This is a genomic window from Bifidobacterium sp. ESL0704 (genome assembly GCF_029392075.1).
Taxonomy (GTDB): Bacteria; Actinomycetota; Actinomycetes; order Actinomycetales; family Bifidobacteriaceae; genus Bifidobacterium.
Genome location: NZ_CP113929.1, coordinates 804,155 through 825,477, shown reverse-complemented (window position 1 = coordinate 825,477; position 21,323 = coordinate 804,155). Strand labels below are relative to the sequence as shown.

Here is a 21,323-nt window from a genome sequence, read left to right as displayed (position 1 = left end):
CAGAGGACCCGATTCGTCCGACACAACGAATCGCGATGGCCGCTATTCGTTTTCAAGCTGTGCCAGCACCTGCGTTAATGCTTCGCGGAAACGGGTCATCTCCTCGTCGGTGCCCATGCACACACGCAGCCAACCGGCAGGCCCGACCACCCGGATGAGGACGCCACGTTTCAATAGTTCATCGAAAATACGTTCCCGGTCTTCGAACGCTCCGCCGAAGAGAACAAAGTTGGATTGCGAATCCGCCACCCGGATCGGCTTGCCATGCCAGGTCAGCGTTTTCAGCCATGCGGCGGTCGCTTCGCGTGTCTTACGAAGATGCTCAACCTGGCTCAACTGCTCGTCGGTGTGTTTCAACGCCGCGAGCGCCGTGGCCTGGGTGACGGCGGAAAGATGGTAGGGCATGCGCACGATGCGCACGCAATCGATGATGCCGGGTGCCGCGGCCAGATAGCCCACACGAGCGCCGGCGAAAGCGAAGGCCTTGCTCATGGTGCGGCTCACCGCAAGGTTCGGGTAACCAGCCAGCAGTTCAAGCGCACTCGGCGTGCCGGGAGTGCGGAATTCGATGTAGGCCTCGTCCACCACGACCACAGGGTGTACGCCGGCTGCAGCGCCATCCACCTTGGCGTTTTGTGCGGCCTTAAGCACCGCCTCAAGCTGATCGGGCGGCAGAATGGTGCCGGTCGGGTTGTTCGGGCTGGTCAGCAGTATGATCGACGGCTGTTCGCGTTCCATCGCCGCAAGCAAAGCCTCAAGATTGAGCGAGAAATCGGGATTGCGATCAACCGTGACCCAACGTGTGAACGTGTCGCGCGCATATTCGGGGTACATCGAATAGGTGGGGTCCGCGCCCAGCGCCTTGCGACCCGGCCCGCCGAAGGCCTGGAAGAGCTGGAGCATGATCTCGTTGCTGCCGTTGGCGCCCCACAGCTGCTCGACGCCGAGCTTCACACCCGACTCGCGTTCGAGATAATCCGCAAAGGCCTGACGCAGCGCGGTATGCTCGCGGTCGGGATAACGGTTTAAGCTCGGAGCGATCCTACGGACGTCCTCGGCGATTTCATCGACCACCGCCGGCGCGGGCTGGTACGGGTTTTCGTTGACGTTCAGGCACACCGGTACGTCGAGCTGCGGCGCACCATACGGTACCTCGCCGATCAAGTCATTTCGCAGCGGCAGGCCAGTAGGAATGGTATCGCTCATCATCTTTCCCTTCATCGCAATCATTCATTGCGATACTCACGCATTCCCGACGTACAACCTCGTTCGTGCCGGGAAGCGTTACTGGATAATTGAAATTAAACATTTTCTAGCATTTTAGCGTTTCTTCGCCAAAAGCAATCAATAAGCCACAGCTCGTGGACACTTTTCCGCATCCGATATCATTCGTGCCGAAAAGCGGCTAATAAGCACCTTTTAGAATGGACGTCTGGCAATGGTGAATGCGTTGTCCACATGACGGAAACCGATACGAGGATAATATTGCATCGCACCACTTGCCGCCAAGAGCACCAACGACACATCAGGCCCGATGATCCGGCGAACGCCATCGACCAGTTTCCTGCCAATCCCCTGTCGTTGATAATCCGCATCGACGGCAAGATCGGAGAGATAACACGCATAACTGAAATCCGTCAACGCGCGGGCGACGCCGACCAGCTTATCGCCGTCCCACGCAGTCAGCAGAATATCGCTGTTATCGAGCATGGTCTGCAATCGTTTCAGGTCACCGGTCGGCCGATGAATCGTCGACCTGTCGAACACCGATGCCAGTTGTTTGGCGTCGATTTTCCGGTCATCTGAAACGATAATCATGCACATGCCTTTCCAAAAGAATCATCCTTGCCGCTAACGCATCTCATGATTCCGAGCATCGAACTAGCTACTTGCGCAGACCGGCCTTGCGTTCCTGTTCCTTCAAGGTGGCCTTGTCGTAAGGATCGTCGACAAAGCGGCTCAGCACGCACTCGCCGTGGGCGGGCAGGTCCTCGGAAACAGCGAAGGCGTTGATCAGCGATGCCAAAGGCTTCAGGCCCTGCTCGTCGTATTCGATGACCTCGACCGGCTTCATGAAGGTGTGCACCCCCAGACCGCAGGCAAAGCGGGCAGTGCCGCCGGTGGGCAACACGTGGTTGGAACCGGACATGTAATCACCCAGCGGGACCGGCGAATACGGACCGCGGAAGATGGCGCCGGCGTTCTTGATGCGCGGCACGACCTCATCGGGGTTGGCGGTCTGGATTTCCAAGTGCTCGGCGGCGTAGGCGTTGGCAGCATCCACCGACTGGTCAAGCCCATCGGTCAGGATGATGCCGGACTGGCGACCGGTCAGCGACGTGGCGACGCGTTCGTGCGACATGGTGCGCGGCACGCGATCATCAAGGCTTTCCTGCGTCTTCTTGGCGAGTTCCTCGCTGTCGGTGATCAACACTGAACCGGCCAGCTCGTCGTGCTCGGCCTGACCGATCAGGTCGGCGGCCACCCAGCTCGGGTTGGCGGTCTTGTCCGCAAGGATCGCGATCTCGGTAGGCCCTGCGACCGCGTCGATACCGACGATGCCGGAGACCATCGATTTGGCTGTGGCCACGAAAATGTTGCCGGGACCGGTGATCTTGTCGACCGGTTCGCACAGCACTTCGCCGTCCTGCGGTTCGCTGCCGTTGGCGCCGTAGGCGAACATGGCAACAGCCTGTGCCCCGCCGACCGCGTAGACCTCGTCGACGCCGAGAATGGCGCAGGTGGCGAGGATGGTCTTGTTCGGCAGACCGTCGTTATCGGCTGCCGGAGGCGTGGCGATGGCGAGAGAGGAGACGCCCGCAACCTGGGCCGGCACAGCGTTCATGATCACGGAAGTGGGATAGACCGCCTTGCCGCCGGGCACGTAAAGACCGACGCGTTCGACGGGAATCCAGCGCTCAGCGACACGTGCGCCCTCGGCCAGATCGGTATAAAAATCTTTCGGCACCTGCGAGGCGCAAACCTTGCGGATACGACGCACCGATTCCTCGATGGCGGCGCGAACCTCCGGATCCAGCTCTTCCAGCGCGCTTTGCATCGCCTCGACGGGCACGCGCAGATGGTACGGGCGAATATGATCGAACTTCTCCTCGAAATCACGCAAGGCCGCAGCTCCACGGGCCTTGACATCATCGAGAATAGGGCGCACAGCGCTGCTGGCTTCGTTCGTGCCCATTTCGGCACGAGGCATGGCCTCCAGCATTTGCGCGCGTGTGAGGCGCTTTCCGCGCAGATCGATAATTCGCATAGTTTGATTATCCATACTCGTTCATGGTAGCTATGACCTTGCGTCCATCTTCTTAAACACTCATATATTGAGATATCTTCGGAATGCAGCGGCGATTTCTCTCGTGTATTCGAACGCCACTCCATATTTCCGCCAAACAAGTCACGAAGCAGCAACACATTCTCCATTTTTAGAGATGTTGGTGGCACCAAGACCCCTAAAAATCAAAGAATCCACACCATATTCGCCATTTTCAGCCATCTTGGTGCACCAAGACCCCTAAAAAACGCGAATTTCACACTCATTCGTCATTTTTGGAGGGGGTTGGCGGCACCAAGATGGCTAAAGATGAACAAATGCTCATTGAAAAGAACCGGTTTCAATGAGCATCCGTCGATGAGCACGCCCGAATAGAAGCACGCCCGAATATATTGGCGTCATCCATTCACCACATGTGCTGGAACAAAAATGGCGCAGGCTACGCCGCAGGCAGACACTTGGGGCCGAAAAGAATCTTGATTTCGGCGAACAGCGATGTATCCCGTTTGACGCGGAACCGGTCACCGAACGTGAGCACCTGGGCATTGCCATTGGAATCCATGATCGCCAGCTTCACCTCACAGACCCCGGGATGCTTGGTGAGAATCTGCCCCAGATGCATGACATGCGAACGATTCAGCGCGGTCTGCGGCAAGGTAAGCACCAACGGGCGTTCGTCTTCGTCCACCAGGTTCGGCACTTCCATTTCGTTGGCCCGCAAGCTCACCGTCTCGTCGCGCAGCTCGATCTGCCCGCGGATCTGGACCACCTCGTCAACGGCCATCGATTCGGCGGCCGACGTATAGGCGCGTCCGAAGAACATGCACTGGATGGAGCTTTCCATGTCTTCGATGGTGACGATGGCCCAGGGATTGCCCTTCTTGGAGACACGCCTGTCAACGGAAGTGATGAGTCCGGCGATGGTGACCTGCTGCCGGTCGTCCATCTTCGGCGCACTGTTGATCAGCTGGGCGATGGACATGTCGCGCAGGCTGTTCAACACCGACGCCATGCCGGAAAGCGGGTGGTCGGAGACGTAGAGTCCGAGCATCTCGCGCTCGAAGTTGAGTTTGGTCTTCTTGTCCCATTCCTCGATATCGGGAACGCTGACCTGGGCGTCCCCCATCGCGTCCGCTCCAGCTCCGCCGTCATCGCCGTCGGAACCCAGATCGCTGAACAGATCGAACTGTCCTTCGGCCTGCTTGCGCTTGAGGCTCACCACCGAGTCGATGGCGGGTTCGTGAATCTGGAAGAGGGCGCGGCGGTTCGGGTCGATGGAGTCGAAGGCGCCGGCCTTGATCAGCGATTCGACAAGACGCTTGTTGAGCGCGGTCAGCGGCACGCGGCGGATGAAGTCCATGAAGTTGACGAACTTGCCGCGTTTGGTCTCGCGTTCGGCGATGATGTCCTGCACGGCCTTGTCGCCGACATTGCGGATGGCGCCCAGGCCAAAGCGGATGATGTCGCCGACAGGCGCGTATTCGAGCCGGGATTCGTTGACATCCGGCGGCAGCACCTTAATGCCCATGCGCCTCGCCTCGCCGAGGTAGAGCGCGGTCTTGTCCTTGTTGCTGCGTTCGTTCTGCAGCAGGGCGGCCATGAATTCAACCGGATAGTGGGTTTTGAGATAGGCGGTCCAGTAGGAGATCAGGCCGTAGGCGGCGGAATGGGCCTTGTTGAACGCATAGCCGGCGAAGGGCACGAAGATGTCCCAGACGTCCTGTGCGGCCTTGCGTGAGTATCCGTGCTCCTTCATACCCTCGAAGAACGGCACCTGCTCTTTGGCCAGTACCTCGGGCTTTTTCTTGCCCATCGCGCGCCTCAGCACGTCCGCTCGGCCGAGCGAGTAACCGGCCAGTATTCGCGCCGCGGACTGCACCTGCTCCTGATAGACGATCAGGCCGTAGGTCTCGTCGAGGACGGGGGCGAGCGCCTCGGCCACCTCGTCGTTGATCGGGGTGATCGGCTGCAGGCCGTTCTTGCGCTTGGCGTAGTTGTTGTGGGAATCCACATCCATCGGGCCCGGGCGATAAAGGGCGATCAATGCCGAAATATCGTTGAAGTTATCGGGTTTGAGGCTTTTGAGCAGCGCGCGCATGCCGTCGCCATCGAGCTGGAAGACGCCGAGAGTGTCGCCTCGTGTTAAGAGGTCGTAGGTCGGCCTATCGTCCAACGGAATCTTGGTGTAGTCGATGGGTTTTTTGCCGTTGAGCTCGATGTTTTTCAGCGTATCGCGGATGACCGTCAAGTTGGACAGGCCGAGGAAGTCGTTCTTGACCAGCCCCAGCGTTTCGCAGGTGTGGTATTCGAAGGTCGTGGTCACCGTGCCGTCGGTGCGTTCCAGCAACGGCGAGGTATCGGTGATCGGCGTGGCCGACATGATGGTGGCGCAGGCGTGCACACCGGTCTGGCGAATCAGGCCCTCGATGCCCTTGGCCTGTTCGGTGATGCGCTTGGCGTCCGGATCCGAATCGTAAAGCTCACGGAACTCGCGCGCCTCGGCATACTTCTTGCTGGTCGGGTCGAACATCTCTTTGAGGCTCGCGTCCTTGCCGTTCTTGCTCGGTGGCAACGCCTTGACGATGCGGTCGCCGACCGAGAACTCGTAGCCCATGATGCGCGCGGAATCCTTCAGGGCCTGCTTGGTCTTGATGGTGCCGTAGATGACGCACTGCGCCACCTTGTCATGACCGTATTTGTCGGCCACGTAATCGAGCACCTTCTGGCGGCCCTCAGGGTCGAAATCGATATCGATATCAGGCAGCGAGACACGCTCGGGGTTGAGGAAGCGTTCGAAGATCAGACCGTGCTTCAACGGGTCGAGTTCGGTGATGCCCATGGCGTAGGCCACCATCGAGCCTGCCGCCGATCCACGGCCGGGGCCGACCATCACGCCGTGGGTCTTGGCCCAGTTGATGTAATCGGAGACGACAAGGAAGTAGCCGCAGAACTGCATCTGGCAGATCACGCCGCATTCGTAGTCGGCCTGGCGACGCACGTCGTCGGGCACATTGCCGTCGTAGCGTTTCTCAAGGCCGGCCTGCACGTCGTGAAGGAAAAGCGAGGTCTCGTCCCAGCCTTCCGGGCAGTCAAAGAGCGGCATGAACGCGCCGTCCTCGTGGTCGTCGAACATGACGTTGCAGCGTTCGGCCACTTCCAGCGTGTTGTCGCAGGCCTCGGGCAGGTCGCGGAACAGCTCGCGCATTTCCTCGGCCGACTTGATGTAGTAGCCGGAACCGTCGAACTTGAAGCGGTTCGGGTCATCCAGATGCGAACCGGAATTGATGCAGAGCATCGCATCCTGCGAACCGCGATCGGCCTCGTGGACGTAATGGGAATCGTTGGTGGCGATGATGGGGGCACCGAGATCTTTTGCGATCTTGAGCAGGTCGGTGGAGACACGTTTCTCGATTTCGAGATTGTGGTCCATCAGCTCGATATAGAAATTATCGCGCCCGAAGATATCCTGCAGCTGGTGCGCGGCGCGCAAGGCCTCTTTGTACTGCCCTAGGCGCAGGCGGGTCTGGATGATGCCGGAGGGGCAGCCGGAGGTGCCGATGACACCCTTGTGGTAGTGTTCCAGAACCTCGTAATCCATGCGGGGCCACTTGCCGACGCGGCCTTCCAGATTGGCAACGGACGAGGCCTTCATCAGGTTGACCAGCCCCTCGTCGTTTTCGGCCCAAAGGGTCATGTGGGTGATGAAGCCGCCACCGGAGACGTCATCGCTTCGTTGGGCTTCTGTCCCCCAGTGCACACGGGTCTTGTCGGTCCTCGACGTTTCGGGGGTGACGTAGGCTTCGATACCGATGATCGGCTTGATACCGGCGCTTACGGCGTTGCTCCACATCTCGTAGGCACCGTGCATATTGCCGTGGTCGGTGATACCGATGGCCGGCATTTCAAGTTCTTTGGCACGGTTGATCAGGTCGGGAATCTTGGACGCACCGTCGAGCAACGAATAATGCGTGTGGTTATGCAACTGAACAAAATTTCCGGAATTGGCCATGGTCTCCACGATACCGAGCCGGCGAGACCCGGAAAGCCTTCAGCGAATCATTTTGAGGTTATACGCTTTTGCCGCATTTATTCTTTTTCGCGTTTGTCCTCACGCACGGCATTGAGGGCATGCGCCAGATCGGCGGGATACCGAGACTGCACCACGGTGTGTAAGTGGGTACGAGGATGCCTGAACTCCAGACGCATCGCGTGCAGCCACTGGCGGGTCAGTCCCAGACGTTGCGCGAATACGGGATTGGCCCCGTACATCGGGTCACCTACCAGCGGATGGCCGATGGACGAGAAATGCACGCGGATCTGGTGGGTACGGCCCGTCTCAAGGTTGACGCTCACCAGCGTCGCTTCGCTGAACCGTTCCAACACATCGAAATGCGTGATCGCCTTTTTGCCAAGCGGCGTGACGGTAAAACGAAAATCCGAGACCTTGGCACGTCCGATAGGGGCCTCGATGGTCGCCTTGTCGTGGGTCAAGTTGCCCTGAGCCAAGGCATGGTAGATTTTGGTCACTTCATGATTGGCGAATTGGCGGCGCATTTCACGATAGGCCAGATCGGATTTGCAAACCAGCATAAGCCCGCTGGTGCCGACATCAAGCCTGCTGACAATGCCCTGCCTGCCGGGAGCCCCCATAGAGGTGATATGCACTCCCCGGGCCAGCAGACTGCCCAACACCGTGGGCCCCGTCCAACCTGCGGAAGCGTGCGCGGCGACACCGACCGGCTTGTCGACCACAACGATATCGTCATCCTCATAGACGACGGCCATGCCTTCTGCCAACGGTTCAGGTTCGGGATCAGGCTCGACGATATCGAATTCGACGGTATCGCCGCTGGCCAACGTTCCGGATTTCGAAATGCTTCTTTGCAATACGGACACTTCACCGGCTTCGATGAATTCGACGGCTTTGGAACGCGAGACACCAAGCATCTTGGCGACGGCAACATCGAATCGCTTGCCGATCAAAGCATCCGGGGCAGGTACCAGTCGGCTCATCGGCTGTCCGCTCCCCTACTCTCGACGCTTCCGGCCGGTTCTTTTGCGGCATCCTGACCATCGTCGCTTTCTTGATCGCCAAATGGCACGTTCGCCAAGAGGAGAAGAACGATAAGCACCGCGGCGATTGCAAGCTCTATATCGGCCACATTGCCGACAGACCAGCCGTAGTTCAGGAAATCCACCACCGAACCGTTGAGGAACCCATGGGCGAAAACAACACGGTCGATGAGATTGCCGAACGCCCCGGCGAACGCCAACGTCAGCGCAGCCGTCCACCATAGTGAGGTCCTGGTCAATGACAGATAGGCCAACACTACGCAGGCCACGAACGCCAAGCAGGAAATCAGCCAAGTGACCGACGAGCCCATCCCCAGCGACGCCCCGGGATTGCGCAGCAACGTCAAACACAGAACCCTGGGGATGATGACGACAGTCCTGCCGTCGGCCAGTGCGACCTGCGCCCACAGTTTGGTCAGCCGGTCGGCCAACAGCGCCAAGAGCGCGACGATAGCGAAAACGGCCACACGATTGCGCGGCCGTTGAGGAGATACCTTCTTCATATCGATGGCCGAATCAGTCCTTGGGTTCTTCCATCTTGTTGTATGTATTCGTATCGCTTACCTGGGAGACAAGCTGACCCAGGAATTCGGTCAGGCGAGTACGGTATTCGGTCTCGAACTGCTTGAGGCTCTGAATATTCGACTCGATGACCTTGGACTGGGATGCGAGGTTGTCGCGCACCTGCTGAGCATAGGTCTCGGCAGCGGCACGCGTCTTCTGGTCATATTCGCCGGCGCGACGCTGGACCTCGGCCTCATAGGTATCGGCAGAGGAATGCTTCTGGGTGGAATAATCGTCAGCGGCGGTGCGGGTCTTCTGCGCATACGTATCGGCATCAGCGCGGGTCTGCTTGGAATATTCCTCGGCCTTGCCGCGGGTCTGCTTGGCGTACTCGTCGGATTCGCTGCGGGTGCGGGTCGAATAATCGTTGGCCTTGCTGACCAGCTCCTGATACTTGCTCTGGCTGGCGTCGGTAATCTCCTTGGCCTTGGCCTTGCCCTTGTCCACGTACTGATCGTGCAGCTGCATGGCGAGCGTCAGCATAGCGGTCGCGCGCTCAGGCTCGCTTGAAGCCCCGGCTGCTGCCCCCGCGATCTTCTGAAGGCTGCCGGTCTCGGTGTTCGGCTCGATCTTGGAGACCTGGGCACGCAGCTGGTTCTCACGCTGCTTGGATTCCTCAAGCTGGCGGGAAAGATCCTGCAGCTGCTTGGTCTGCTGACTGGCGTTGGAAAGCTGCTTCTTGGCTTGCTCCAGCTCACGGGAAAGCTTTTCGTTGCCGTTGCGGAATTCATCGCGCTCGTGTTGGACCGCGGCGAGCTGGTTGCCGATGTCCTTCTTGCCCGCAGCCTGGGCTGCCTGGGCGGTGAGCTGATCGATCTGGGAATTCAGGCGGTCAACCTGATCCTTCAGCTGCTTGTTCTGCTCGGCCAAGGCACGGTTGCTTTCCTCGGCCTCGGCGAGCTTGGAGGCATCCACACTTGCGCCGGGCTGATTGGCGGTGTTCTGCTGGCTTGCCGCCGTCTTCAGAGTCTGGTTCTCGCGGCTCAGGGTCTGTACCTGGCTGGTCAGGTCGGAAATCTTGGAATTGAGCTTGCTGACATCCGGTCCGAGCGACTGCGTCGACTGACCGTTGCCGTTCGCCATGGCCTGCTTGCCGAGAGCTTCTACGGTCTCGGTGACCTGATCGAGGAAGTCATCGACCTCTTCGACATCGTATCCTTCTTTAAAACGCACGGTTTGGAAGGCATGTTCCCTGATATCTTTCGGCGTTAACAGTGCCATAAACTTTTACACCTCACTTTGGGCATAATGCCTCTGATTTTTGGACTCTTATACAAATCCTACACTACGCAGTGTACCCGAAGTTCATACAACTGCGCATGTGATACTTACTATATGTTTACTGTTGACAGATATTTATTGTTCCCACGAAACCTGCTGCGAGGACGAGAACCCATCACTTTGCGATAAGGTTTTGGAATCCGGCGAAGTCAGTGGTGGCATTGATTCCGAGGCCGTCGCCCGATCAAGCGCACCCATGCCGGAATCAGTGCCACCGGAAGCCGAGCCTGAAAGCCTGCCCTCCAAATAGGCAATCCGCTGTTGCTGCTGGGTCATGGCCGCTACGACCTGATCGAGAAAATCATCGACCTCCCCGAGGTCATAGCCTTCTTTGAAACGAACTATCTTGAACGATTTTTCGCTTACTTGTTGCGCGGTCAGCAATGCCATAATGCCCTTTCACTATGCAAAAGTCGGATTTGACTTTCTAGATGATGAATTCCACCACTGCCAAGATGAACCATAAAACCATCGGGGTGACGTCCAATCCACCGTTACCCATACGGATGACCGGGATGTAGCGGCGCAACCAGCGCAACGGCGGGTCGGTCAGCACATAGAAGACGTTGACGATCGACCCGATCACGCGACCCGGACGCCAACGTGGCATCAGCACGAACACCCAGTCGATAAGCACCCTGATAAAAAGCACCGTCTCATAAACGCCGATGAGCCACTTGATCAGATACAGGAGAATGGAAAGCATAACACCTCAGAACAGGTCGTCTTCGGATTCATCGGATGAGGACTGGTCCACCTTGATGTTGACCTGCGCGGGACTCAGCAGGAAGACCCTTGGAGTGACTCGTTCCAGCGACCCGCGGACACCGAAGACCACGCCTGCCGAAAAATCGACGATCCGGTAGGCGATGGCTTCCGAGACGCCGGTGAGATTCAAGACCACGGGAATGCCGTCTCGTATGGCGCGACCGACCTTCTGGGCTTCATCATAGGTCTTGGGATGAATCGTGGTGATACGGTTGATACGGCCTGTAGGGAAAGGCTTGGCGGTTCGCGTCGAGGACGCACTATCCTGGCTGCGGGCTGCCGGAGTCGTTTGCGGAGTGATAGGCGTGACCGTGGTGTCCGAATCGAAATCGGAGAGTGCGGTGTCTTCGGTTTCCTGCGTTTCGTCGTCATCGTCATCAACGACGTCAGCCATGCCGAGATATGACATCGCCTTTTTCATATATCCAGCCATAACAATCCTTTCGTCTACTTTTTAGCGCAGGAAATCGGGGATATCGAGATCGCCGGGATCGTCAGGTGAGGACGATTCATCTGAATCATCATACGGATTGGCTTCCGGGGTATGCGCGACGGTCGGGGTGTCCAAATCGGGCACGTGACGCACCAGCGGGGTCTGCGATTCGGTTTCAAAGCCGTGGCCTGCAGATTCCGTTGACGTTGAGACCGTATCCAGATTCTCGGCGTCCTTCTTGCCGTCGGTGTCGAAGCCGGCGGCGATGACGGTGACACGAACCTCGTCGCCATAGGCATCGTCCAGGGCAAGACCCCAGATAATCTGGGCTTCAGGGTGAATGGCCTTGCGCACCAGCTCGGTGGCGTCGCTGGCTTCCTGCAACTTCAGGTCGGTGGGACCGGCGATGTTGATCAGCGCACCGTGAGCGCCCTCGATGCTCTCTTCGAGCAACGGGGAGCTGATGGCGATCTCGGCGGCCTGGGTGGCGCGGTCCTCGCCGCGGGCCGAGCCGATGCCGAAGAGCGCCGTGCCTGCACCGCGCAGGATGGCGGTGACGTCGGAGAAATCGACGTGGATGTAGGAGTTCATCGTGATGAGATCGGTGATGCCCTGCACGCCGGCCAAAAGTGCGGTATCGGCCGTCTTGAAGGCATCGACGATGCCGATGGTCTTGTCGGAAAGCTCGAGGAGACGATCGTTGGGAATGACGATCAGCGCATCGACTTCCTTGCGCAGGTTTTCGATGCCGAGCTTTGCCGAAGCCGCACGCTGCGGGCCTTCGAAAGCGAACGGACGGGTGACCACCGCGATGGTCAAGGCGCCCTGCTGATGCGCCGCACGAGCGACGATGGGACTTGCACCGGTACCGGTGCCACCGCCTTCACCGCAGGTGACGAAGACCATATCGGCGCCCTTGAGCGCCTCTTCGATATCCGACTGATGATCCTGCGCGGCCTTGGCGCCCTTTTCCGGGTCGGCCCCAGCCCCGAGCCCACGGCTGGAATGGTCGCTCAAGGAAATCTTGACATCCGCGTCGCTGCGGAGCAGATCTTTCGCATCGGTATTAATCGCTACAAATTCAACATTCTGCAAGCCTTCGGCAATCATGCGATTGACGGCGTTACCACCGGCGCCACCAACCCCGACTACCTTGATACTCGTCTTATCGTTGAAATTGTCATTTTGGGCAATCTCGCTCACCATAGTCTCCTGTCACTTCACGGTTATGCCTATTACTCTATCGCAGAACACGCCTATATTAAGACTATTTCCCGGGGTGTACCGCATATTTTTTATTTTTTATGATTGTATTCGAAATCTCGATATGGATATACGACTGACGTGGCGGAGTGGAGATATGCGATGTTCGGGCGTAAGACACGGCCTGCAAAATCAGAGATTTTGCTTTCGCGCTCGATACGTCGCACTCACTTCGCCTACAGACAGCCCACAGGACTGTCTGCGAAACGGCTCAGCCCGGAGCGTCCCGAACATCGTATATCTCCACTCCGCCACTCAACCGCACTGATTGTTAACGGAATCCGAATCAGTAGCTGGCGTCCATCGGGTCATCGCCGAACAGCCGCTCGCGCTCTTCGTGGGTCGTGGTGCGCGAATCGAACCAACCGTATGGGACATGAACCTTTTTCGCGTAGCGAACACGTCCGCGGGGCTTATCGGTGACACGTTCCGGATATTCGACGGTGGGGTCGAGCCGGTCCATCACCGTTCTGACATCGTCCAAGGTCTCCGATTCCATGAATGCTCGACGGGTCGATCCGCCTACCGGGAATCCTTTGAGATACCAGGCGATATGCTTGCGCAGGTCGTGCACGGCCATCGTTTCGTCACCGTCATAGAAGAGCCGCAGCAACTGGCCGTGGGCCATGATGATTTTGAAGACCCCGCCCAGAGTCGGGCTGAACCGTTCGTCACTACCGGCGAACGCATGCTTGATGTCCGAGAAAATCCACGGACGGCCCTGGCAGCCACGACCGATGGCGACGCCGGCGCAACCGGTCTGGCGCACCATTTCCAGCGCATCTTCGGCTCCCCAGATGTCGCCGTTGCCGAACACGGGAACATCAACGGCTTGGACGAGCTCGGCGATACGGCTCCAATCGGAGTGACCACCATAATATTCGGCGGTGGTGCGGGCGTGCAGGGTCACTGCGGCGCAGCCCTCGTCCTCGGCGATGCGGGCGGCATCGAGGAACGTGGTATGGTCGGCGTCGATACCGACGCGAATCTTGGCGGTCACCGGTATATTGGCATCACGGCACACTTCGACCACACGGTGGATGAGCTCGCGGAACAGGTCGATTTTCCACGGCAGCACCGACCCTCCCCCGCGCTTGGTGACCTTGGGCACCGGGCAGCCGAAGTTCAGGTCGACATGGTCGGCCAACTTGCCGTCGACGACCATGCGCGCGGCCTGCGCGGTGATGTTGGGATCGACTCCGTAGAGCTGCAAGGAACGAATCTTCTCAGTAGGGGCGAACCGGCAGAGGCGCAGCGCCTTGGGATTGCGGGCCACCAGCGCCCGCGCGGTAACCATTTCTGCGACATAGAGCCCGTCGGGCCCGTAGGCGCGGCAGATCGAGCGGAACGGCCAGTTGGTCACACCGGCCATCGGAGAGAGCACCACCGGCGTCTGAACGTGGATGGGTCCCAAGTCGACCGGAGCGATCTTCGGCAGCGGCTTGCCGTCGTCAGCGGCCTCGTATTCGCCGGCCTGGGCACTGGTGTCGTTCGGATCGAGCCCCGGCAGCGCCTTGAGCGCTTCGTCCCAGCCTTTATCAAAGTGCTGTCTAGCCTCCGAATAATCGACTTTCTTCAGCCATTCCTCAAAGTTCTTCACGTATCCCCTATTCGCTTATTACATTCATTCGTCAACGGTATTCATCAATATTCCAACTGACGTGTTGAGCGTCGGGATATACAATGCCTAGACACCCTCCAGGCCTGTAGGCCAAGCTTTACGTCTAGTCATCGCATATCCCGACGCCCAACACTCAATCGATATCCAAATCTAAAAGCCTCATGCATTGAATTGTCATAGAGTTATTCACTATAGAATCAGAATGTGTTGAGTGGTTGGGCGGAGATATGCGATGCTGTGGCATAAAGCTTGGCCTACCGGCCTGGAGGGTGCCTCAGCATTGTATATCTCCGCCCAACCACGCCAATCTAAATCTGCCAACAGTTGGGAACTAATCGCAGGAATTTTAGCGACTCAGTAGAGGCCTCCGGCTTCGGCAATCTTTACCGGGGCGGACTCGTCGATGCCGGATTCCTTGGCAAAATCGACACCGCCGTCGGCAGCGGCGTTGCCCACGATGGAGGCCGGGCCTTCGGGGTAGCGCACGCGCTTCTCACCGATGCGGTCGGCCACGTACTTGGCGACGTTGTCGAGATCCACGCGCTCCTGCTTCATGGAGTCGCGTTCGCGGATGGTCACCGCATGGTCGTCGGCCGTGTCGAAGTCGACGGTGATGCACAGTGGGGTGCCGATCTCGTCCTGACGACGGTAGCGGCGTCCGATGGCACCGGCCTCGTCGTAGTCGATCATCCAATCGTGCTGTCGCAGTTCGGCGGCCAGGTCGTGTGCGATGCCCTGCAGCGGCGCCTTCTTGCTCAACGGGAAGACGGCTGCCTTGACAGGGGCCAGACGCGGATCGAGACGCAGCACGGTGCGGCGGTCGACGCCGCCCTTGGTGTTCGGCGCCTCATCGATTGCATAGGCATCCACAAGGAAGGCCATCAACGAACGGGTCAGGCCCGCCGCCGGCTCAATGACGTAGGGGATGTACTTCTTGCCGCTGGCCTGGTCGAAGAAATTGAGGTCCTCGCCGGAGTGCTCCTGGTGCGCGGAAAGGTCGAAGTCGGTGCGGTTGGCCACGCCTTCGAGCTCACCCCAATCACTGCCCTTGAAGCCGAACTTGTATTCGATGTCGACGGTACGCTTGGAGTAGTGCGCCAGCTTCTCCTTGGGATGCTCGTAATGGCGCAGGTTCTCCGGGTTGATGCCCAGATCGGTGTACCAGCGGGTGCGGGTGTCGATCCAGTACTGGTGCCACTCTTCGTCGGTACCGGGCTCGACGAAGAACTCCATCTCCATCTGTTCGAACTCACGGGTGCGGAAGATGAAGTTGCCGGGGGTGATCTCGTTGCGGAACGACTTGCCCATGTTGGCGATGCCGAACGGCGGCTTGCGACGGGCGGAGGTCATCACGTTCTTGAAGTCCACGAAGATGCCCTGAGCGGTCTCCGGACGCAGATAGTGCAGCGAGTTCTCGTCGTCCACCGGCCCCAGGTGGGTGCGCAGCATCATGTTGAAGTCACGCGGCTCGGTCCACTGGCCGCGGGTACCGCAGTCGGGGCAGACGATGGACTTCAAGCCATCCTCAGGCATCTTGTCGCCGTGCTTCTCGGCGTAGGATTCCTGCAGCTTGTCGGCGCGCTGGCGCTTGTGGCAGTTGAGGCATTCGATCAACGGGTCGTTGAAGACCTTGACATGCCCGGAGGCCTCCCAAACTGCGGAAGGAAGGATGATGGAGGTGTCCACGCCCACGACGTCGCCACGGGTGACCACCATCGAACGCCACCATTCACGTTTGATATTGTCTTTCAGAGCGACGCCGAGCGGGCCATAATCCCATGCGGAACGCGTGCCGCCGTAGATCTCTCCGGCGGGAAACACGAAACCACGACGCTTGGCCAACGATACGACTTCATCAAGTTTGGATTGAGCCACGACACACCTTCCGATTATCGGCTTTAATCAGCCGTTCCATGACATTTGCTTGTGTGCCCACTTTATCGGCAGAGCGTGACACACCCGGCAGACGCAACGGCGGCAATGCGAAGCCTTGCAGGTAGCATGCAATCAACGATTCAAGGAGTGAAGATGAGTGAAAACATCGACCGCAACGCCGTCAGGCAAGACGTACCCACCGATCCGAAAACCGGCAAGCCCTATATCAACACGGTGGCAGCCGTGGCCATTGCCCCCAGCGGCACCGGATCGGAATTGAGCACTTACGTCGCCCAATCCATCGATGTGATTCGCAGGTCGGGATTGCCGAACGAGACGAACGCCATGTTCACCAACATCGAAGGCGATCTTGACGACGTGCTCAAGACCGTCCGAGACGCGACGATGGTGCTGGCCGCCCAGGGATACCGTACCGGCGTCACACTTAAACTCGATATACGTCCCGGTTTTTCCGGACAAATCAAAGAGAAACAACAACTTGTTGACGACATTTTAAGTCAAACGAAATAAACCGCCAATTTCCAATGAAACGAGCATTTATTTCAAATACAAGCCGTCAGGTTTTAGTTAGTCCGTAAATAGGTATAGATTAAAACACATGATGACAATGAAAGACGTCGCGGAGAAGGCCGGAGTTTCGATCTCCACTGTCTCCTTGGTACTCAACAACAGAGATGCCGGGCGCGTAAAAACGCAAATCGCTGCGAAGGTGCGAGAGATAGCCGACGAACTTGGTTATAAGCCCAATCCGATGGCACGCAGCCTACGTACCAGCAAAACCGGGATTCTGGGTTTCGTCGCCGATGAAATATACGACATCCCCTATACCGCGCAGACCCTGCAAGGCGCGCAGGACGCAGCAAGCCACTACGGCTATATCATCCTGTTCGTCGACACCGATGGTTCCGCAAGCCAGACGGATCAGATTTCGGTGCTGCAACGTTATGGGATGGACGGATTCCTCTATTCCAAGCCGTCGAGCCAGGTCACCGAGGTTCCCGAAGATCTCGTCCATTCCCCGTTGGTGCTGATTTCCACCAATACCGTCGACAACCGCTTCCCCATCGTCGAGCCGGACGAATTCGCCACCGGCTACGATGCCACCAAGAGGCTGATCGATTCCGGCGCCAAGAAAATCGCTTATATCGGCAATGCGGCTCCGACCATCGCCCAGGCCACCAGGCTTGAGGGCTATCGTCGGGCGCTCTATGAGGCGAAGATTCCCTTCAATCAGGAGATGGTCGTCAATGTTTCACAGGACGGCGACGCACTCGGCATGGTTTCCTCGCTATTCGATAACGTACATCCCGACGGGTTCTTCTGCTATGATGACGCACGCGCCTGGTACATCTACGAATGCGCGGCACGCCGTGGCCTGACCGTAGGCAAGGATCTGTCGGTTATCGGCGTGGGTAACGACAGCAACATCGTCGACACCTTCTCCCCCAAGCTGACTTCGGTCGCCGTGCCCTATTACGAGATGGGGTATTGGGCGGTCTGCAAGCTGGTATCGCTGATCGAAAAGCGTTCGCTGGGCGAAGACCCGTTCCCCAAGGAACTTATCGATCTGCCGCCGATCAATTCGGCCATTCCGGCCTGCATCCATTGCCAGATTATCGAAAACCAGTCGGTTATCGGCGCGGAATAAGTCGATGAGATGCTCGATTGTGCATCGATCATCTCGTTGAGTATATGATGGCCGCATTTCGGTCTTTCACACGGTAGCGGTGCTTCCAAACCTTTTTGGAAGCACCGCTACTCGCATATATCCCTACCGTCCATTCATCGGCTGAACAGCCATCACCTTGCTTTGGTCTTCACGCCGCCGAAACGACGGTCGCGGTGGACATAGTGGTCGATGGAACGCCAGAGCGCCTCGCGTCCGTAGTCCGGGAAAAGTTCAGGTGCGAAATCAAGTTCCGCATAGGCCGCCTCCCATGGCAGGAAGTTCGAGGTGCGCTGCTCGCCGGAAGTGCGGATGACCAGATCGCAATCGGGAATATCAGGATTGTACAGGTGGTCGGCAATCATCGATTCGGTGACACGGTCCCCGCTGATCTTGCCGTCACGCACTTCCTTGGCGATGGCCGCAGCGGCATCGGCGATTTCGGAACGGCCTCCGTAATTGATGCAGAACACCACGTCGATGGTCGAATTGTGCTTGGTCCGCTCCATGGCGACCTCAAGCTCGTCGATCACCGACTTCCAAAGCCTCGGTCGCCTGCCGGACCAGCGCACGCGCACGCCCCATTCGTCCATCTGAGCGACCCGACGATGGATGATGTCTCGAGAAAAACCCATCAGAAAACGCACTTCCTGGGGGCTTCGTTTCCAGTTTTCAGTGGAGAAGGTATACAGGCTCAGATAACGCACGCCGGCTTCGATGGCTCCGGCGATGGTGTCGAATACGACCGGTTCGGCGGCCTGATGCCCATGAGTGCGGGTCAGGCCGCGCTGCTGGGCCCAACGCCCGTTACCGTCCATGATGACGCCGACGTGACGGGGAACCTTGTTCTTGGGGAACGCCGGGATAATCGACGGATCGGAAAAGGGAGCCGCAGGAACGTCAAGCGAGGTGTAGTCCACATGTTCAAAAGCCATACTTACGAATCTAGCAACTTCAGCGAGCGAATGGGGCGTTCGAGGTAATATTCACCCCATTCTTCAACAAATCGACGAATTTCGGCTTTCAACGGTGCGTGATCAAGTACATTCCAGTCGCCTTCGACAAGCGCCTCCATCTGTTCGCGGCCGTCCAGATCGATGCGTTTCGAATCCGGGGTGTGGTCGGTGGAGCACAGCATTCCGCCGGAAGCCACGGAAAAGTAATCAAGGTCATCGCGCTTGCCGCACACCGTGCAGGATGAAAGCCGCGGGGTCCAGCCTGCCTGTGCCAGAGCCCGCATGACGTAGGAATCGCTGATGGCCTCAGCCCGGTGTTTTGCGCGCGCCAATGCCGCCAACGCAGAAATCAACAGCATGTATTGGCGTTGGGCGGGTTCATGCTCATTGGAGACGAGCTTGTCGGTGATCTCGGCGATGACGTTGGCTGCGGTGTAGGCATCATAATCGACGCAAATACGGGCGGCGTACGAAGAGATCGAAGCGGCCTGCGAAATGACATCGAGCGATCGGCCTTCGGCTATCAGCAAGTCATCACGCATGAAAGGTTCCAGCCTGCCGCCGAACCGCGATTTCGTGCGACGCACACCTTTGGCCACGGCTCGCACCTTGCCGTGGGTTTTGGTCAGCAGCGTGATGATACGGTCGGCCTCGCCGAGTTTGACGGTCTTCAGAACCACGCCTTCATCGCGATACAGCGCCATCCGCATTCACCTCCCTATTGCCGACCACAGATACATACTACGGCCACCGTACCCGCCGTGCCTCGTACGGGAGTGCTGAAACGCCAGTTGCACTTGCAAGCACAACACCGTACATTCTCCACCAGTACCAACGCAAAGTACCATCTGGCCTGAAGCCTTACCGCCCTTAGAAGATGAACAGGCCCCAGAACGCAAAGAACAGCAGGACGCTGAACATCGCCGCCGCTACCAGCCAGAAGAAGACACAGCCAAACCGTTTCGAAGCGAACACCGGCTCTCGGCCACTGACCACATCGCTGATAGCCCCTTTGCGGGGCGGGAACTGCGCCAGTCCGCGCAGCCGTGCGACTTCGATGCAACGGGCCAGGATTCGGGCCCATGCCCAGACAACCAAGGTCGAAACCACCTGGATGACCGGCCAACTCCAATACATCATGCCGGGATTCTCCGTGGGCGCGCCACCCCAGCAGAGCCTGACGACAGCCATGATAACCTGCACCAGCCCTGCGACGAAGAGCACGAACGTCGCCAGCGTCGTGACGGTCACCGCCAACAGCTCACTGCCGAAACCTCGCATGAAACCGAACACCTTGCTGTGGTCGTGACGAATCATTCGCAGCACCTTGATGGCGCAACCGAGCAACGCCATCAGCAACGCCGCGACCAGCAGAACCACCATGCCGAGGTTGACGATAGCCCCGTAGACGGTCAGGTTTCGATCAGCCTGAAGTTCCACAGGCACCGCAATGGATTGCCGGATGGTGGCGCCTGCGACGAGCTCGCTGGTCTGTTTGAGTCCTGCTGCCGTGCCCACGGCCCATGAAATGACGTCGCTGATGTAATCGTCGACGAACGGGGTGCCGCTGTCCTCCTCGTCACCGAGCCGCAGGACATGGTTCGCAACGGAATAGCTGCGTACCGTCACGTTCTGGTTGCCGGCACGATGTGCAGAGTAAAGGATATGTTCCAGTCCCTCGACCTGGGCGGTCAACACGTCTTTCGAACCATAGACGACCATGGTCGGCACCGCGTAGGCCTCCGGCAGATCCATCGGAAAATCGAAGTTATGAAGCCCGAACATGTCGGCATCGGCATGGAACAGTCTGCGGACGATGGATTGATAGCCGTCGTTCGCACCCACCAGCGAAAAATCCTGTCCGACGAAGAATCCCAAGGATTGCCGCGGACCATAGACCATCGGGCTCAAAAGAAGTTGGAAAGCGATGTGCTTGTCGTATTTGATGACATAAGGTGAGATCCACGTGCTTTCGGAAGTGGCGTACAGGCCGATCTTGCCCGGATCGACATCGTGTTGCGTACGCAGACAGCGCACAACCTGATCGTAGGCCTTGGCACTGCCAGCATAGTCGCGGGTGATATCGTTGGTCGACCATACGGGCTTGTCAGGCACTGCGGTGACAAATCCGGCCGATGAAAGATCGGCCGCGACGTCACCGAAGCTGTTTTCGGCGGTCCCGTATCCGGCACCGTGCATGAAAACGATCCCAGGGTGCTTTGCATTCACCCCTGCAGGGTCCTTAGGCGCCCTGATCAAGACATTGATATGCTGCACAGCACCCGTGGACGGCCTTTTGACATCCAACGTGACCGTACGCGAAGAAACCTTGAAACTCTTACGATGCGCCAGTGGAAGACCTTGCGGATTATCAAACGTAACACCGGTATTCGGGGAAAGGGTGGATATCGACTGACCGGTGGGTTCTCTTTTCCACGGCACGCCGGTGAGGTTGGAAACCGTGACGAGAATGCCCAAAAGCACGATAAAAATAGGGATGGTCACCAAAAGACGAC

18 protein-coding genes are annotated in these 21,323 nt (G+C 58.3%); 2 read left to right on the top strand and 16 right to left on the bottom strand.

Annotation, left to right across the window (positions count from 1 at the left end; genetic code table 11):
• Positions 1-42 precede the first annotated feature (42 nt).
• From OZX64_RS02790 to OZX64_RS02730, 13 genes are all read right to left on the bottom strand, one after another.
• Complete coding sequence (locus tag OZX64_RS02790) at positions 43-1,209, bottom strand: histidinol-phosphate transaminase (RefSeq protein WP_277173685.1); 1,167 nt, start codon at positions 1,207-1,209, stop codon at positions 43-45.
• A gap of 210 nt (positions 1,210-1,419) precedes the next feature.
• Positions 1,420-1,818, bottom strand: a complete 399-nt coding sequence (locus tag OZX64_RS02785) for a GNAT family N-acetyltransferase (RefSeq protein WP_277173683.1) — start codon at positions 1,816-1,818, stop codon at positions 1,420-1,422.
• 67 nt (positions 1,819-1,885) lie between these two features.
• Positions 1,886-3,268 carry a histidinol dehydrogenase gene (hisD, locus tag OZX64_RS02780; RefSeq protein WP_277173681.1) on the bottom strand — a complete coding sequence of 461 codons (1,383 nt, stop codon included), beginning with the start codon at positions 3,266-3,268 and terminating at the stop codon, positions 1,886-1,888.
• A 457-nt stretch (positions 3,269-3,725) separates the two neighbouring features.
• A complete protein-coding gene (gene dnaE / locus OZX64_RS02775; protein WP_277173679.1) occupies positions 3,726-7,295 on the bottom strand; it encodes a DNA polymerase III subunit alpha in 3,570 nt (1,189 codons plus the stop codon).
• Positions 7,296-7,372: 77 nt separating this feature from the next.
• On the bottom strand, positions 7,373-8,299 hold the full coding sequence (locus tag OZX64_RS02770; protein ID WP_277173677.1) for an RluA family pseudouridine synthase: 927 nt from the start codon (positions 8,297-8,299) through the stop codon (positions 7,373-7,375).
• Positions 8,296-8,862, bottom strand: coding sequence for a signal peptidase II (locus OZX64_RS02765; protein WP_277173676.1), 567 nt, complete (start codon positions 8,860-8,862; stop codon positions 8,296-8,298). Before OZX64_RS02765 ends, OZX64_RS02770 begins: the two co-directional genes overlap by 4 nt.
• A 13-nt stretch (positions 8,863-8,875) precedes the next feature.
• The gene (locus OZX64_RS02760; RefSeq protein ID WP_277156152.1) at positions 8,876-10,144 is read right to left on the bottom strand and encodes a DivIVA domain-containing protein; all 1,269 of its coding nucleotides are present in this window, start codon (positions 10,142-10,144) and stop codon (positions 8,876-8,878) included.
• A gap of 135 nt (positions 10,145-10,279) precedes the next feature.
• Positions 10,280-10,594, bottom strand: coding sequence for a DivIVA domain-containing protein (locus OZX64_RS02755; RefSeq protein ID WP_277173674.1), 315 nt, complete (start codon positions 10,592-10,594; stop codon positions 10,280-10,282).
• Between the two features lie 37 nt (positions 10,595-10,631).
• Positions 10,632-10,910, bottom strand: coding sequence for a YggT family protein (locus OZX64_RS02750; RefSeq protein ID WP_277156154.1), 279 nt, complete (start codon positions 10,908-10,910; stop codon positions 10,632-10,634).
• A gap of 6 nt (positions 10,911-10,916) precedes the next feature.
• Positions 10,917-11,405, bottom strand: coding sequence for a cell division protein SepF (locus OZX64_RS02745; RefSeq protein ID WP_277156155.1), 489 nt, complete (start codon positions 11,403-11,405; stop codon positions 10,917-10,919).
• Between the two features lie 21 nt (positions 11,406-11,426).
• Positions 11,427-12,611: a cell division protein FtsZ gene (gene ftsZ / locus OZX64_RS02740; RefSeq protein WP_277156156.1), complete on the bottom strand. Its 1,185-nt coding sequence runs from the start codon at positions 12,609-12,611 to the stop codon at positions 11,427-11,429.
• A gap of 343 nt (positions 12,612-12,954) precedes the next feature.
• Positions 12,955-14,268 (bottom strand): tRNA dihydrouridine synthase DusB, encoded by a 1,314-nt coding sequence (dusB, locus tag OZX64_RS02735; RefSeq protein ID WP_277173672.1) that lies wholly within the window; start codon positions 14,266-14,268, stop codon positions 12,955-12,957.
• A 375-nt stretch (positions 14,269-14,643) separates the two neighbouring features.
• Complete coding sequence (locus OZX64_RS02730; protein WP_277173670.1) at positions 14,644-16,164, bottom strand: glycine--tRNA ligase; 1,521 nt, start codon at positions 16,162-16,164, stop codon at positions 14,644-14,646.
• Positions 16,165-16,317: 153 nt separating this feature from the next.
• Between OZX64_RS02730 and OZX64_RS02725 the strand changes: the two genes are divergently transcribed.
• Positions 16,318-16,695 carry a thiamine-binding protein gene (locus tag OZX64_RS02725; protein ID WP_277173668.1) on the top strand — a complete coding sequence of 126 codons (378 nt, stop codon included), beginning with the start codon at positions 16,318-16,320 and terminating at the stop codon, positions 16,693-16,695.
• 88 nt (positions 16,696-16,783) lie between these two features.
• Entirely contained in the window at positions 16,784-17,833 is a 1,050-nt protein-coding gene (locus OZX64_RS02720) for a LacI family DNA-binding transcriptional regulator (protein ID WP_277156160.1), read from the top strand.
• A 152-nt stretch (positions 17,834-17,985) separates the two neighbouring features.
• Here OZX64_RS02720 and OZX64_RS02715 read toward each other — a convergent pair whose 3' ends face one another.
• The 3 genes from OZX64_RS02715 to OZX64_RS02705 all read right to left on the bottom strand — a co-directional run bounded on the left by OZX64_RS02715 (position 17,986) and on the right by OZX64_RS02705 (position 21,315).
• On the bottom strand, positions 17,986-18,786 hold the full coding sequence (locus OZX64_RS02715; RefSeq protein ID WP_277156161.1) for an isoprenyl transferase: 801 nt from the start codon (positions 18,784-18,786) through the stop codon (positions 17,986-17,988).
• A 2-nt stretch (positions 18,787-18,788) separates the two neighbouring features.
• Positions 18,789-19,511 carry a DNA repair protein RecO gene (gene recO / locus OZX64_RS02710; protein WP_277173666.1) on the bottom strand — a complete coding sequence of 241 codons (723 nt, stop codon included), beginning with the start codon at positions 19,509-19,511 and terminating at the stop codon, positions 18,789-18,791.
• A 166-nt stretch (positions 19,512-19,677) separates the two neighbouring features.
• Positions 19,678-21,315, bottom strand: coding sequence for an alpha/beta hydrolase (locus OZX64_RS02705; protein WP_277174942.1), 1,638 nt, complete (start codon positions 21,313-21,315; stop codon positions 19,678-19,680).
• Between the last annotated feature and the right edge of the window lie 8 nt (positions 21,316-21,323).

Bases quoted from the DNA above. Each gene is read 5' to 3' on its own strand.
- dnaE (WP_277173679.1), bottom strand. From the start codon at position 7,295: ATGGCCAATTCCGGAAATTTTGTTCAGTTGCATAACCACACGCATTAT.
- OZX64_RS02720 (WP_277156160.1), top strand. From the start codon at position 16,784: ATGATGACAATGAAAGACGTCGCGGAGAAGGCCGGAGTTTCGATCTCC.
- OZX64_RS02715 (WP_277156161.1), bottom strand. From the start codon at position 18,786: ATGGCTTTTGAACATGTGGACTACACCTCGCTTGACGTTCCTGCGGCT.
- OZX64_RS02785 (WP_277173683.1), bottom strand. From the start codon at position 1,818: ATGATTATCGTTTCAGATGACCGGAAAATCGACGCCAAACAACTGGCA.
- OZX64_RS02750 (WP_277156154.1), bottom strand. From the start codon at position 10,910: ATGCTTTCCATTCTCCTGTATCTGATCAAGTGGCTCATCGGCGTTTAT.
- OZX64_RS02745 (WP_277156155.1), bottom strand. From the start codon at position 11,405: ATGGCTGGATATATGAAAAAGGCGATGTCATATCTCGGCATGGCTGAC.
- ftsZ (WP_277156156.1), bottom strand. From the start codon at position 12,611: ATGGTGAGCGAGATTGCCCAAAATGACAATTTCAACGATAAGACGAGT.
- OZX64_RS02790 (WP_277173685.1), bottom strand. From the start codon at position 1,209: ATGATGAGCGATACCATTCCTACTGGCCTGCCGCTGCGAAATGACTTG.
- recO (WP_277173666.1), bottom strand. From the start codon at position 19,511: ATGGCGCTGTATCGCGATGAAGGCGTGGTTCTGAAGACCGTCAAACTC.
- OZX64_RS02765 (WP_277173676.1), bottom strand. From the start codon at position 8,862: ATGAAGAAGGTATCTCCTCAACGGCCGCGCAATCGTGTGGCCGTTTTC.
- hisD (WP_277173681.1), bottom strand. From the start codon at position 3,268: ATGCGAATTATCGATCTGCGCGGAAAGCGCCTCACACGCGCGCAAATG.
- OZX64_RS02725 (WP_277173668.1), top strand. From the start codon at position 16,318: ATGAGTGAAAACATCGACCGCAACGCCGTCAGGCAAGACGTACCCACC.
- OZX64_RS02770 (WP_277173677.1), bottom strand. From the start codon at position 8,299: ATGAGCCGACTGGTACCTGCCCCGGATGCTTTGATCGGCAAGCGATTC.
- OZX64_RS02760 (WP_277156152.1), bottom strand. From the start codon at position 10,144: ATGGCACTGTTAACGCCGAAAGATATCAGGGAACATGCCTTCCAAACC.
- OZX64_RS02755 (WP_277173674.1), bottom strand. From the start codon at position 10,594: ATGGCATTGCTGACCGCGCAACAAGTAAGCGAAAAATCGTTCAAGATA.